Origin of the sequence: Novosphingobium hassiacum (genome assembly GCF_014196055.1) — a bacterium.
Lineage (GTDB): Bacteria > Pseudomonadota > Alphaproteobacteria > Sphingomonadales > Sphingomonadaceae > Novosphingobium > Novosphingobium hassiacum.
Genome location: NZ_JACICY010000002.1, coordinates 469702 through 482506, shown reverse-complemented (window position 1 = coordinate 482506; position 12805 = coordinate 469702). Strand labels below are relative to the sequence as shown.

The 12805-nt window shown below is 64.5% G+C and carries 10 protein-coding genes; 4 read left to right on the top strand and 6 right to left on the bottom strand.

Translation table 11 applies throughout. The annotated features are described in order from the left end of the window. The 3 genes from GGQ88_RS07065 to GGQ88_RS07055 form a co-directional block, all read right to left on the bottom strand. Window positions 1-621, bottom strand: a complete 621-nt coding sequence (locus GGQ88_RS07065) for an EF-hand domain-containing protein (RefSeq protein WP_183612404.1) — start codon at window positions 619-621, stop codon at window positions 1-3. A 281-nt stretch (window positions 622-902) separates the two neighbouring features. Then, window positions 903-1271: a VOC family protein gene (locus GGQ88_RS07060; RefSeq protein ID WP_183612403.1), complete on the bottom strand. Its 369-nt coding sequence runs from the start codon at window positions 1269-1271 to the stop codon at window positions 903-905. A gap of 55 nt (window positions 1272-1326) precedes the next feature. Further along, window positions 1327-3132 carry an aminopeptidase P family protein gene (locus GGQ88_RS07055; protein ID WP_246385587.1) on the bottom strand — a complete coding sequence of 602 codons (1806 nt, stop codon included), beginning with the start codon at window positions 3130-3132 and terminating at the stop codon, window positions 1327-1329. 57 nt (window positions 3133-3189) lie between these two features. Between GGQ88_RS07055 and GGQ88_RS07050 the strand changes: the two genes are divergently transcribed. Together GGQ88_RS07050 and GGQ88_RS07045 are read left to right on the top strand one after the other, a co-directional pair. Then, the gene (locus GGQ88_RS07050) at window positions 3190-5286 is read left to right on the top strand and encodes a S9 family peptidase (protein WP_183612402.1); all 2097 of its coding nucleotides are present in this window, start codon (window positions 3190-3192) and stop codon (window positions 5284-5286) included. Window positions 5287-5445: 159 nt separating this feature from the next. Then, window positions 5446-5880 carry an acyl-CoA thioesterase gene (locus GGQ88_RS07045; protein ID WP_183612401.1) on the top strand — a complete coding sequence of 145 codons (435 nt, stop codon included), beginning with the start codon at window positions 5446-5448 and terminating at the stop codon, window positions 5878-5880. On the opposite strand, the gene GGQ88_RS07040 is transcribed toward GGQ88_RS07045, so the two are convergent. The 3 genes from GGQ88_RS07040 to GGQ88_RS07030 form a co-directional block, all read right to left on the bottom strand. Next, window positions 5877-7583 (bottom strand): GGDEF domain-containing protein, encoded by a 1707-nt coding sequence (locus GGQ88_RS07040; RefSeq protein ID WP_183612400.1) that lies wholly within the window; start codon window positions 7581-7583, stop codon window positions 5877-5879. The two genes, GGQ88_RS07045 and GGQ88_RS07040, sit on opposite strands and share 4 nt — an antisense overlap. Window positions 7584-7690: 107 nt before the next feature. After that, complete coding sequence (locus tag GGQ88_RS07035; protein ID WP_183612399.1) at window positions 7691-10072, bottom strand: FtsK/SpoIIIE family DNA translocase; 2382 nt, start codon at window positions 10070-10072, stop codon at window positions 7691-7693. Between the two features lie 94 nt (window positions 10073-10166). Continuing rightward, a complete protein-coding gene (locus GGQ88_RS07030; RefSeq protein WP_246385585.1) occupies window positions 10167-10697 on the bottom strand; it encodes a thiamine phosphate synthase in 531 nt (176 codons plus the stop codon). A 22-nt stretch (window positions 10698-10719) separates the two neighbouring features. On the opposite strand from GGQ88_RS07030, the gene GGQ88_RS07025 reads away from it, so the two are divergent. Both GGQ88_RS07025 and GGQ88_RS07020 read left to right on the top strand, forming a co-directional pair. Beyond that, window positions 10720-11385, top strand: a complete 666-nt coding sequence (locus GGQ88_RS07025) for a YggS family pyridoxal phosphate-dependent enzyme (RefSeq protein ID WP_183612397.1) — start codon at window positions 10720-10722, stop codon at window positions 11383-11385. A 124-nt stretch (window positions 11386-11509) separates the two neighbouring features. Next, complete coding sequence (locus tag GGQ88_RS07020) at window positions 11510-12805, top strand: sensor domain-containing diguanylate cyclase (RefSeq protein ID WP_183612396.1); 1296 nt, start codon at window positions 11510-11512, stop codon at window positions 12803-12805.

Below are 12805 nucleotides of genomic sequence, written 5' to 3'. Positions count from 1 at the left end.
TCAGTCTGCAGGAGGCGGGGGCGGAGGTCCATCACCCATTGCGCCCATGCCCCCGTGACCGCGCATGCCGCCCATCTTGCCCATCATCGACTTCATCGCGGCACGGCGCTCTTCAGCGGTGACGCTACCGTCCTTGTTGGCATCGGCCATGTCGAAGTGGGCCTTGGTCGCAGTATCGAATTCGGCGCGGGTGACGGTGCCGTCCTTGTTGGCATCGGCCATGGCCATCATATGCATGCCGCCGCCCATCATGCCGCGGTGACCGCCCTTGCCGTGGCCGCCCATGCGATCGCCGCGTTTGCCCTTTTCGGGGCCAGCCATGCCGTCAGGACCGGGCTTTGCAGCAAACTCCTGCTTGCTGAGCGAGCCATTCTTGTCAGTGTCGAGCTTGTCGAAGCGTTCGGCAGTCTTGGCCGCACGATCGGCAGAATCGAGCTTGCCGTCCTTGTTGACGTCCATCCGGGTCCACATTTGGTCGGACTTGGCCTTGGCCTCGGCCCAAGTGATGGTCTTGTCGCCGTTGGCGTCCATCTTCTGCGCTATGGCAGGCGTTGCGGCATAAAGCGCGACCGTTGCAGTCGCCATGACGGCGGCTGTAGCGGCGAGTTGGAACTTCTTCATGTGGTGTGCTCCCATGAGTCAAAAAAGGGAGGAACTGCGGCCGCCGCCCGAGATGCAAGGAGAGGGGGTAACCTTGCTCAGGAGGGGACTGGACGGGGGCGACCGCAGTTCCTGTGACACCTATCTAGGCGCGGGTTGTCGCGGGACTATGCCCGGAACACCGGTTTAGTGTCGCAATTTGTCGCGCCCGGGAGGTGCCGTTCACACCGCTGTCAGTCTGGCGCCATAATTGATCCAAGGCACTCGTCATTGCGAGCGGAGCAATGACGAGGCAGCGTAAATCACCCCATCGTGAAGGCGTTGAGCTTGTTGCCATCGGGATCGCGGAAATAGGCGGCGTAGAAGCCGCCACCGCGCACGCCGGGCGCACCTTCGTCGCTGCCGCCATTGGCGAGCGCGATTTCGTAGAGCTTGTCCACTTGCGCGTTGTCGCGGGCTTCGAGCGCGACCATCGTGCCGTTGCCGACGGTGGCGGGCTGCCCATCGAACGGCTTCATCGCGCCGATGCCGGCCCCGCCGCCGGGTTTGCCCCAGGCGATTCCGGTTTCGAACTCCATCATCCGGCCGGTGCCCAATTCGGCGGCGATCGCGTCATAAAACTTTGCCGCGCGCGCCAGATCGCTGGTGCCGACGGTTACGTATCCGATCATGGGTATCCTCCTTCAATCGATTCGACGCTAGAACATTATAAGAACATAGTTCCGCTCACAAGGGGGCGCAGGCGGCTTCCAACCAAGCCAGGTCATCACCGGCGAGCTGCGGGGCGAGCTTTGAGTGGACTTGCGCGTGGTAGCTGTCGAGCCACGCGCGTTCTTCCGGCAAGAGCAGCGCCTGATCGACAAGAGCCCGGTCGATCGGGGCGAAAGTGAGCGTTTCGAAGCCGAAGAACTCACCTTCCGCGCCGGGGATTTCGCGAGCCTCGACGAGGACGAGGTTCTCGATGCGGATCCCGTATGCGCCGGTCTTGTAGTAGCCCGGCTCGTTCGACAGGATCATGCCGGCGAACAGTTCCTGACCGGTTCCGGCCTGCCCCCCCGCCGATTTGGCGATGCGCTGCGGACCTTCGTGGACGGCGAGGAAGCTGCCGACGCCGTGGCCCGTGCCATGGGCGTAATCGAGCCCAGCCTGCCACAAATACTGACGCGCGAAACTGTCGAGCTGGCTGCCTGCGGTACCTTTGGGGAAGACTGCGCGCGCGAGTGCGATGTGGCCTTTGAGCACGCGGGTGAAGCGGTCCTTTACTTCGGCGGGTGGGGCGTCAGGGCCAATCCATACGGTGCGGGTGATGTCGGTGGTGCCATCGACATACTGGCCGCCCGAATCGACGAGGTAGACGCTGTTTGGTTCGAGCGTGCGGCTTGTCTCTTCACTCACGCGGTAATGGACGACTGCGCCGTGGGGGCCTGCGCCGGAAATGGTGTCGAACGACAGGTCTTTCAGCAGCCCGCCTTCGGCGCGGAAGGCCTGGAGGCGGTCGGCGGCGGAGAGTTCGGTGACCTCGCCCTTGGGTGCTTCATCTCCGATCCAACGCAGGAAACGCGCGATGGCCGCGCCGTCACGGGCCTGCGCGGCACGGTGGCCTGCCTGTTCGACCGGGTTCTTGATCGCCTTTGGCAGGACGACCGGGTCGGTCAGCGGGACGATCTTTGCCCCTGCGCTTTCGAGCGCCTGGAAGATCGCAGCGACCGCGCGTTCGGGATCGACCGCGACCTTTTTGCCCTGCATCGCCCGCAGCGCGGGCACGAAGGCATCGCGGGGCTGGATGCGGACGGCGTTGCCCAAATGGGCGGTCAGGTCTGGCGTGACCTTTTCGGGCGCGATGAACAGGTCGGCGGTGCCATCGGCGTGAGCGATGACGAACGACAGCGCGACCGGGGTACGATCGACGTCCGCGCCCCGGATGTTGAGCAGCCACGCGACCGAATCGAGCGCGGTAACGACCGCAGCGTCGAGGCCCTTGGCGCTGAGCCATTCGGCGACATCGGCGCGCTTTTCGTTTGCAGACTTGCCGGCGTGCGCATCAGCATGGGGCACGGCGGGGGCGAGCGAGGGTGCGGGCTGGTCCTGCCACACCGCGTCCACCGGGTTGCTGGCGACGGGCACGAGCGTGGCTTCGCGTTGTGCGAGCGCCTGCGCGACGCCATCGGCCCAGCCCTTGGCGTGGAGCCAGGCGTCGTAGCCGATCTTTCCACCCCGCGGTGCGTGTTGGCCAAGCCATGCGGCAATGCTGGTCTGCGGAACCTGCTCGTAGGACCACAGCTTGCCGTCCACCTGATCGCGGACCTGCAACGTGTAGCGTCCGTCAACGAATATCGCGGCTTCGTTTGCCAGCACGACGGCGGTGCCTGCCGAGCCGCCAAAGCCGGTCAGCCATTCGAGGCGTTGGGCATAGGCGCCAACGTATTCGCTCATATGTTCGTCTGAAATGGGGATGACGAAGCCGTCGAGGCCGTCCTTGGCCAATTGCTTGCGCAGGGCGTCTAGGCGGGCTTCATGCGTGTGCATCAACATGGGGACTTGTCCTGAACTGTGTCGGCCCGCCTTGCGGGCACCATGCATGCACCATAGATGGCAGGGATGACACTTGCCACACCTCCCGTCGCCCCCAAGCAACCACACAGCTTTACGCACCACGGCCTGACCGTGAGCGACGAATACGCGTGGTTGCGCGATCCGGGCTATCCCGAAGTGACCGACAAGGCAGTGCTGGCACATCTGGAGGCCGAGAACGCGTGGTTCCATTCGCGCATGGACGCACGCAAGCCGGTGATCGACGCGCTGTTCACCGAGATGCGCGGGCGGATCAAGGAGGCCGACAAGTCGGTCCCGCAGAAGGACGGCAACTGGCTGTACTGGATCGAGTACGAAGAAGGTGCCGAGTACAAGAAGTGGTGGCGCAGGCCGGTGGGCTCTGCCGACGATGGCAGCGCGGATGAACTGATCCTCGACGAGGTCGCGCTGGCGGACGGCGTTGAGTACTTCCGGCTGGGCGCGATCTCGGTCTCGTCAGACGGCACGATGCTGGCGTGGGCGGTGGATGACAACGGGTCTGAACGCTTCACCGCGCGGATCAAGGTGATCGCGACCGGCGAAGTTCTGGCCGACGAGATTCCGGGCACGCTCTCGGGGCTGATCTGGGTCGCGGGCGATACGGGCCTCGTCTATTCGCTAGCGAACGAAAATTGGCGGACCGACAATGCGCGGCTGCACTGGATCGGCCAGCCGATCGAGAGTGACGTCGAGCTGTATCACGAGGATGACGAGGGCTTCCGCGTCGGCGCGGCGCTTTCGGCCAACGAGAAGTGGCTGATCATTGCGACCGGCGATCATGAAACCGGCGAGACGCGGCTGGTGCCGACGAGCGATCCGCTGGCCACACCGATTCTGGTCAAGCCGCGCGAGAAGGGTGTGGAGTACGAGGTGGATGAGCGCGATGGCGTGCTTTTCATCCACACCAACGATGCCCACGAGAACTTCCGCCTCGCCACCGCGCCGTTGTCTAGCCCCGGCGAATGGACCACGCTGATCGAAGGTTCGGACGACTTCTACCTGACCGGGTTCGAGCTGTTCCGCGATTTCTATGTGGTCGAGGGCCGGGTGCGCGGATTGGATCGCATCGAGATCCGTTACTACGACGATCCCGCGCGGATCGAGCCGATCGAGTTTCCCGAGGCGAGCTATGAGGCGTCGCTGGGCGACAATCCCGAATGGGACATGACGGTGCTGCGCGTCGGCTATGAATCGATGGTCAGCCCGGCATCTTCGTACGATTACGACGTGGCGACGCGGAGCCTGAACCTGCTCAAAGTGCAGGAAATCCCGAGCGGCTACGATGCTTCGTTGTACGAGACTGCGCGGCTGGAGATTGCGGCGCGCGATGGCACGCTGGTGCCGGTGTCGGTGGTGTGGCGCAAGGATCGTGCTGCCGGTGGGCCGCTGCATCTCTATGGCTATGGCGCGTATGGCATCGCCATCGGGCCGGGGTTCTCGACCACGCGGCTGAGCTTGGTCAATCGCGGTTTTGCCTACGCCATCGCGCATATTCGCGGCGGCGATGACATGGGTCGCGCCTGGTACAAGGCGGGCAAGCTGGAGGCGCGGACCAACACGTTCAACGATTTTGTGGATGTGGCGCGCGGGTTGATCGAGCGCGGGTTCACGCAGGAAGGCAAGATCAGCATTTCGGGCGGATCGGCGGGCGGCGAACTGATGGGCGCGGTGATCAATTCGGACCCTGATCTGTGGGGCGCGGTCGTGGCGCATGTGCCGTTCGTGGACGTCTTGGCGACGATGCTCGATGCCGACCTGCCGCTGACGCCGGGCGAGTGGCCCGAATGGGGAAATCCCATCGAGGACCGCGCGGCGTTCGAGCTGATCCGGTCGTACTCGCCCTACGATCAGGTGCGCGCACAAGCCTATCCGCCGCTGATGGTGACGGCGGGGCTGAACGATCCGCGCGTGACTTATTGGGAGCCGGCCAAATGGGTCGCCAAGCTGCGCGAGTTCAAGACCGACGGCAACGAGCTGATCCTCAAGACCAACATGGGTGCAGGCCACGGCGGCAAATCGGGCCGGTTCGAGAGTTTGAAGGAAACCGCCGAGGAGTTCGCGTTCATCCTGTGGCAGCTGGGTGTGGAAGACGGCCTGCCGACGAAGTCTGACTGACTGCAGGCTCCCCGCCCGCTTGCGGGAGGGGCTGGGGGGGGGCATGTTGATGATCATGATCGCTGCAAATCCCGCTAAAGAACAGGCCCACCCCCGACCCCTCCCGCAGGCGGGAGGGGAGAATTGGTGGAACGACCTCCCGCAGGCGGGAGGGGGGAAATGGTGGAGCGACCTCCCGCACGCGGGAGGGCCGAAGTGGTGACCAACCGCCACGCCCTGACCTTCACCGCAGCGCCGGAGCACATCGACGAGCTGGGCCACGTCAACAACGCCGTGTGGCTGCAGTGGGTGCAGGACATCGCGGTGGCGCACTGGGATGCCGTGGCGAGCGACGCGCACAAGGCGGCCTACGTCTGGGTCGTAACGCGGCACGAGATCGATTATCGGGGGAATATCGGCTTGGGGCAGAGCGTACGCGCCGAGACGTTCATCCCCGAAGCGCCGACCGGCGCGCGGTTCGACCGGCGGGTGGATTTCACCAACGATGCGGGCAAGGTGATCGTGTCTGCGCGCACGACGTGGGCGTTGCTAGATCGCGCCAGTGGGCGCTTGCTGCGCGTGCCCAAGGACGTTGCCGCGCCGTTCTTGCCTTAGGCGACGGCGCGTCCGTGCACGTCGAACCCGGTGACGCGCTCTTTCATCGTACGATTGCGACCGAGGCGCTTGGCTTCGTAGAGCAGGCGATCGCAGCGGGCGTAGAGTGTGGCGAATTCGATCTGGAGCGTGCCGCCGGTGTCATGCTCGACCAGCCCCATGCTGGCGGTGACGAGGCGATCAAGCCCCGGCACTTCGGCGGCGACGCGGGTACTGATCGCGCGGCGGCAGCATTCTGCGCGTGCGACGCTGCCGGGCCCGCGCAGGAGCAGGATGAACTCCTCGCCGCCCATGCGGATCGCCTTGGTGTCGCGATCGTCGATCAGTGCCCTGGCCGCTGCGCGCAGTACCGTGTCACCGACCGCGTGGCCGTGCGTATCGTTGACATGCTTGAACAGGTCGAGGTCCATCACCGCCATCGTGCGGAAGCCGCGCAGGAACAGGTCGTCGAAGCGCCCTTCGATCGAGCGGCGGTTGCGCAGACCGGTCAGCGGATCGCGGTCGGCGACGCCTTCGAGCTCGATCGCACGTGCGGTGGCGTCGTCGCGCTCCTGCCTCACGTCGACGAACCGGCTGACAATGCCAAGCGCAGTGACCAGGACCTCGAATGCGAGAGCGAGCTGGTAAAGTACGATCGCTTCGGTCGGGTGGAGCGAAGGGATCAGGTAGGCGGCGATGCGGTATGTGCCGCTCACCATAATCGGCGTCCAGCCGATGATCTGGAAACGGACGACCCGGCTGCCCCGGCGCCATGCGTCAATTATGATTGCCGCGATCACGCCGATCGTGGCGCCCACGGCTATGTGCATTGCAGGCGCCGAAAGCGGGCGCAGCAATTCCGCCGGAACACACGACAAGGCACCCACGAGAACGATGACTGGCGCTAGCGATCTGCCCGCACGGCGCAATCGCGGGTCGCTCTTGTCCGGCTCAAGAAACGTGGTTGCAAACATGAGCGCAGCGCCGGCCATCACCGCGAACGCCATGTTCGATAACTGCCATTCGGTCATCAGACCAGGTTCGACGATCAGATGCACGAACCCGGTGGCAAAAGCCGCCTGGACCAGCATCGCTGCCACCATCAAGAGATGCCAGAGCACGTAGCGTTCGGGCAGGGCGGAATAGAACGCGGTGTTGATGAACAGCGGTACGAGCAGCATCCCGCAGATTGCTGCCATGGCGACGATCCGGCCCATCGGCCAGCCGGTACCGTGCGGAGCGGGATCCAGCGTCATCTCGCTAAGCATCGTCTTGCTCCACGGGCGGATGACACGAACCACGATCTGCGCGCTGTTGCTATCGACCCCGACCAGGTCGAGGCTCATGTAAGGGCCGCTTGCAATGTGCTGAAGATCGTCGGGCCCCCATGATGCCCATCGCGTCCGGCCGGAGCGATCCACGATGCCAACGTCGATCCTCTCGAAGTAGCCCGTATGCGTCGAAATGCTTTGTGGCAGCACCGCGCCGTCCCCTGCCCCAAGATCGAACCGGATAAGTACCGCCTCGCTCGACAGGGACCACCCGCCGTCGTCGCAGCGCCAGCGCGCAGGCGTGCGGGCGAGGTCGTGCCAGGTTTCGGTTGCACTGGCCGAGGCGTGGCAGACGCGCTCCACGGGGATGGACTGTGCGCTTGCCGCAGCCGGGACCAACCCGACCAGCAGCAAGGCAAGCAGATAAGCCCCCTGACGTACGATCCACACCATGGACCCTGACTAAAGCGACAAACTTAGGAGCCAGTTAATGCACAGCGGCAAGGGCATGAAGTTCTGTCGATAATAAAATGCTGTTGCGTTCATGCATCATCGCGCAGTTACAGGATGTTACCGTCCTTATCGCGATAGATTTCGCGCCGCCCGACATGGTTCGCCGGACCTACCAGGCCGTCGCTCTCCATACGTTCGATCCATTTTGAAGCGGTATTGTAGCCGACACCCATCTGGCGCTGGATCCAGCTGGCCGAAGCCTTCTGGCTTTCGAACACGAGCTGGCAAACCTGGCGGTATTTGCGATCCTCGGGGTTGTCCGAGGCACCGTCGATATCGTCGAAGCCGAAGCCGCCGTCCTCGGGTTCCTCGGTGACCGAATCGACATATTCGGGGCTGCCCTGGCTGCGCCAGTGATCGGCGACGCGTTCGACTTCCTCGTCCGAGACGAAGGGGCCGTGGACGCGCTTGATCGGATCGGTGTTGGGTTTGTAGAGCATGTCGCCCTTGCCCAGCAGCTGCTCTGCGCCCTGTTCACCCAGGATCGTGCGGCTGTCGATGCGGCTGGTGACGGCAAAGCTGATGCGGGTGGGCAGGTTCGCCTTGATCACACCGGTGATGACGTCGACCGACGGGCGCTGCGTGGCCATGATCAGGTGGATGCCGGCCGCGCGGCTCTTTTGCGAAAGCCGCTGGATCAGGACTTCGATTTCCTTGCCGACGGTGACCATGAGATCGGCCAATTCGTCGACGATGACGACGATCTGCGGGATCACTTCGTAATCGAGCTGCTGTTCCTCGAACAGTTCCTCGCCACTGTCGGGATCGAAGCCGACCTGGATGCGGCGGCCCAGGGGCTTGCCCTTGGCCTGTGCGGCGCGGACCTTTTCGTTGAAACCCGAGATGTTGCGCACGGCGATCGACGACATCTGGCGATAACGCCGCTCCATCTCTTCGACCGCCCACTTGAGCGCGCGGACAGCCTTGGCAGGCTCGGTCACGACAGGCGACAGCAGGTGCGGAATGTCGTCGTAGGACTTGAGTTCGAGCACTTTGGGATCGACGAGGATCAGGCGGCACTGTGCGGGCGTAAGGCGATAGAGCAGCGACAGCAGGATGCAGTTGAGCCCGACCGACTTGCCCGAGCCGGTGGTGCCCGCAACCAGCAGATGCGGCATCGTCGCAAGATCGGCGACGATCGGTTCGCCCGAGATATCCTTGCCCAGGATGATCGGCAGCAGGGCCTTGGACGAGGCGAACTTTTCGCACGCGATCAGTTCGCGGAACGAGACCATGTCGCGAATTGCATTGGGCAGTTCGATGCCCATCACGGTGCGGCCGGGGATCGAGGATACGCGCGCGGAGATCGCGCTCATGTTGCGGGCGATGTCGTCGGAAAGGCCGATCACGCGGCTGGCTTTGATTCCCGGCGCGGGTTCGAGTTCGTACATCGTGACGACCGGACCGGTACGCACGGCGGTGATCTCACCCTTGACGTTGAAATCGTCGAGCACGTTTTCGAGCAGGCGGGCGTTGCGTTCGAGCGCGAGCTTGTCGACCTTTTGCGCCGAGCCAGCGGGCGCTTCGACGAGCAGGTCGATCGAGGGCAGTTCATGCGCGTCGAACAGGTCGCCCTGACGCGCCTTGGCGAGCATCGCGGCAGGTGCAGGCCCGCGCGAAGCGTCGCTGATCTCGGTCGGCTTGCGCTGGCTGAGCGAAGCCTGCACGTCGATCGCATCGGCGGTGGCGCGGGCTTCCTTCTCGCGGCGTTCCTTGCGCGGAGCGGGAAGCGCGGGCACGTCGTCCGCTGTGCGCTCGGCCCGGGGGGCACGGTGCAGGAACGGCGGCAGGGTCAACATCCGGCCCCAGTCGAACGCGAACACGCGCGCAGCGATCGCGAAACCGCTGCCCAGCGTGACGAGGCCGAAAGGCAGCGTGATCCACAGCTCCGGGATTTGCGGGACCAGGCGGGTGATCGCCAATATGCCCGCTGCGCCGAGCAGCCCCGACAGGCCGCCGGGTCCTGCGGGCAGCCGATTGGCCGAGTCCGGACCCCATAAGGCAAGCGCGGTGCCGATCAGCGCCATGCCCGCAAACAGCAGCAGGGTCGGCCGCCACCAGCGTTGTGGTGCAGGCGCGTCCTCATCATCGTCACGGTCGATCACGTCGCTGTCGGCATCCCACAGGCGGCGGGCGAAGACCCACAGCAGCGGGAGCAACAGCGCGCCGGGCAGCCCGAAAAAGCGCAGGACCAGTTCAGCGCTCCAGGCACCTGGAAGGCCCATCCAGTTTTCGACCGGACTACCCGATGCGGTGCTGCCCGAGGGATCGGTCTGGGTGTAGCTGACCAATGCGAGCGCGAGGAACACGAGCAGCGCGACCAGCACGCCGCCGCCGATCAGCTCGAGGCTGCGGCGTAGCGAACGGCGCAGGACGGCGCGCCAGTCCGCCCCGCTTGCGCGTGCCTTCGATGCTGCCCGGCTTGCCATGATTGCGATTGTCCCTGCCCTTGTCTTGCCCATTATGCGCCTGAAGGGGCGTAAGCGTCAAGAATCCCTGATGGAATCGCCTGTTTGCAAAGGCTCAGGCGCGGCCGTCGATGGCGGCCCAGCCGTGCACCGGCAGTCTTGCCGCCCTCGCCCTTGTCATCCCGCCCAGCGCGATCACCGGCAGGGAAGAGTGCCTTGCGAGCATCAGGAAGCGCGGCGCGCCGAGCGCCAAGGCTCCGGGGTGCGAGCGTGTTGCGTAGACGGGCGAAAGCAGGATGGCATGCGCCCCGGCGCGGGTGGCCGCGCCGATTTCGGACAGCGAATGCGCGGTGGCCAGGCGCAGGCCCCGCGCGCCCGCGATCTCGGCGGGGGTGCCGTAGACGCCATCGGCGCGCCAGCTTCGCGGCACCCTTGCCCCGATCATCGCGATGCGGTGGAGCCGCGCTAACTTGCGCAAGGCCTCAAAGCGCGCGCGCCGTTCTGCTGGCGGCAAGTGGTAGTGCCGGAACACCAGCGCTGCGCCGCGCGGCAGGCGCGCGATGGCGCGTTCGAGCGCGGCATCGTTGCGCGCATCGCTGATCAGGATGGCCGAAGGCACCCGCTTGTTGGTCTGGCGCTTTGCCATGCGCGCGCTATAGCACCGCGCCATGGAACAGGCAGTCCCTTCATCGCCGCTCGAACAGGTCCGTTCGCGCATCGCCTCGGCGGCAAAGATCGCTGGGCGCAAGGCCGCCGATGTCACGCTGATCGCGATTTCGAAGACCAAGCCGGCAGACGCGATCCGCGATCTGATTGCGCAAGGTCAGCGGGTGTTCGGTGAGAACCGGGTGCAGGAATCGCAGGACAAGTGGCCGGCGATCCTGGCCGATCATCCCGAGGTGGAACTGCACCTTGTCGGGCAGTTGCAATCGAACAAGGCCGAGGATGCGGTCGCGCTGTTCGATTGCATCCATTCGCTTGACCGGACGAGTGTGGTCGACGCGCTGGCCAAGGCACAGGACAAGCTGGACAAGCGCGTGCCGTGCTTCGTTCAGGTCAACATCGGCGCGGAGGAGCAGAAGGGCGGCTGCCCGGTGGCCGAGCTTCCGGCGCTGCTGGAGCGGGCACGTGCAAAGGGCGTCGAAGTCATCGGACTGATGTGCGTGCCCCCCGCTCAGATCGAGGCGGCGCCTTTCTTTGCGCTGCTCGACAAGCTGGCTGACGACAATGGCCTGGCCGCGCTGTCGATGGGCATGAGCGACGATCTGGAAACCGCGGTCCAGCTTGGGGCGACGCATGTCCGCGTCGGCTCGGCATTGTTCGGATCGCGTTGAAAACAAACGTTCTTTAACCCTAATTTCAGACCTTTGACCTATTCGGCGAGTACGGTGGTGAGCTTTAACGAATTTCCGCGATCACCGCGATATAGTCTGCGGGGTCATGGGAGGGCGTGCGGCAATGTCAGAAGCACAGGGCAGCGTTCAGCGCTCGATAGACCGGGCCAAAGTGCTGGACCGTGCGCACATCTCGGGAATGATCGCGCAGGCCGTGGTCCTGATCGCCGTATTGCTGACTCTGCTGATCGATGAAAAGTACCATGACCTGCTTGCGGCGATAGGATCGATCGCCATCGCGGGCGTCTTCATGTTGCAGTTAACCTTGCGTCGCGTCGCATTGACGATCCGCGCACGCGAAGCAGAAAATTTCAGGCAGACCCGTGATTCGCGCGAACAGATCCAGGAACTGTTCGCCATGACGGACATGCTTCAGGCCGCCGAAACGTACGAGGATGCGGGCGCAGTTCTAATGGCCACGTCGCGTCGGCTGCTTCCGGGCTACGGCACGGCGCTCTATGTCTTCAACAATTCGCGAGACCGGCTCGACCTTGCCCGCGCCTGGGACATGCCAGACGGCATGATCGCGCAGGAAACGCTATCGCCATCAAACTGTTGGGCGCTCAAGCGGGGCAAGCCCCACATCAATGCGCCGCATCAGGCAACGCTCTGCTGCGCGCACCATGCGTCGCAGATTGCCAGCGTAGAGCTGCCGATGATGGCCTGCGGGCAACTGCACGGCCTGCTGATCATCACGCACAGCGAAACCGACGGCGCTTTCGAAAGGCTGATGTCGGTCCGCCGCCTGGGTCGTGCATTGGCAGATTCGATGTCCCTTGCGCTATCGAACATTTCGTTGCGCGAGAAGCTGCGCACGCAGTCGCTGCGCGATCCCCTCACCGGGCTGTACAACCGTCGTTATATGGAAGACGCTCTTGAACGTTTCGTGTCGCTGGGTTCGCGGACCGGCGCCAGCACGGCGGTGATCATGCTCGACCTCGACAACTTCAAGAAGCTGAACGACGAACACGGCCATGCCAAGGGCGACGCCGTGCTGCGTGATGTCGCGGCGCAGATCGTCGGGTGCCTGCGCCCTACCGACGTGGCCTGCCGCTATGGCGGGGAAGAACTGGTAGCGATCCTGCCCGATTGCTCGCTCGAGGACGCACTCGCCAAAGCCGAGATGCTGCGCGAGCGGATCGAATCGCTGGGCACGAGCCATGCCTGCGCGATCAGTGCCTCATTGGGCGTGGCCACGGTGCCCGAAACAGCGACGTCGGCCACCGACATCCTGCCGATTGCCGACACGGCGCTTTATGCGGCGAAGAAGGCAGGCAAGAACTGCGTGGTCGCCGCCGACAAGCGCGCCGGTCGCGATGCGCCTCGGCTGACGACGATCAAGCCAGGCAAGCTGGCTTAG

Excerpts from the sequence above, each read along its gene's own strand:
- GGQ88_RS07050 (WP_183612402.1), top strand. The coding sequence starts at position 3,190 with ATGGCAGGGATGACACTTGCCACACCTCCCGTCGCCCCCAAGCAACCA.
- GGQ88_RS07045 (WP_183612401.1), top strand. The coding sequence starts at position 5,446 with ATGGTGGAGCGACCTCCCGCACGCGGGAGGGCCGAAGTGGTGACCAAC.
- GGQ88_RS07060 (WP_183612403.1), bottom strand. The coding sequence starts at position 1,271 with ATGATCGGATACGTAACCGTCGGCACCAGCGATCTGGCGCGCGCGGCA.
- GGQ88_RS07055 (WP_246385587.1), bottom strand. The coding sequence starts at position 3,132 with ATGTTGATGCACACGCATGAAGCCCGCCTAGACGCCCTGCGCAAGCAA.
- GGQ88_RS07030 (WP_246385585.1), bottom strand. The coding sequence starts at position 10,697 with ATGGCAAAGCGCCAGACCAACAAGCGGGTGCCTTCGGCCATCCTGATC.
- GGQ88_RS07040 (WP_183612400.1), bottom strand. The coding sequence starts at position 7,583 with ATGGTGTGGATCGTACGTCAGGGGGCTTATCTGCTTGCCTTGCTGCTG.
- GGQ88_RS07025 (WP_183612397.1), top strand. The coding sequence starts at position 10,720 with ATGGAACAGGCAGTCCCTTCATCGCCGCTCGAACAGGTCCGTTCGCGC.
- GGQ88_RS07035 (WP_183612399.1), bottom strand. The coding sequence starts at position 10,072 with ATGGCAAGCCGGGCAGCATCGAAGGCACGCGCAAGCGGGGCGGACTGG.
- GGQ88_RS07065 (WP_183612404.1), bottom strand. The coding sequence starts at position 621 with ATGAAGAAGTTCCAACTCGCCGCTACAGCCGCCGTCATGGCGACTGCA.
- GGQ88_RS07020 (WP_183612396.1), top strand. The coding sequence starts at position 11,510 with ATGTCAGAAGCACAGGGCAGCGTTCAGCGCTCGATAGACCGGGCCAAA.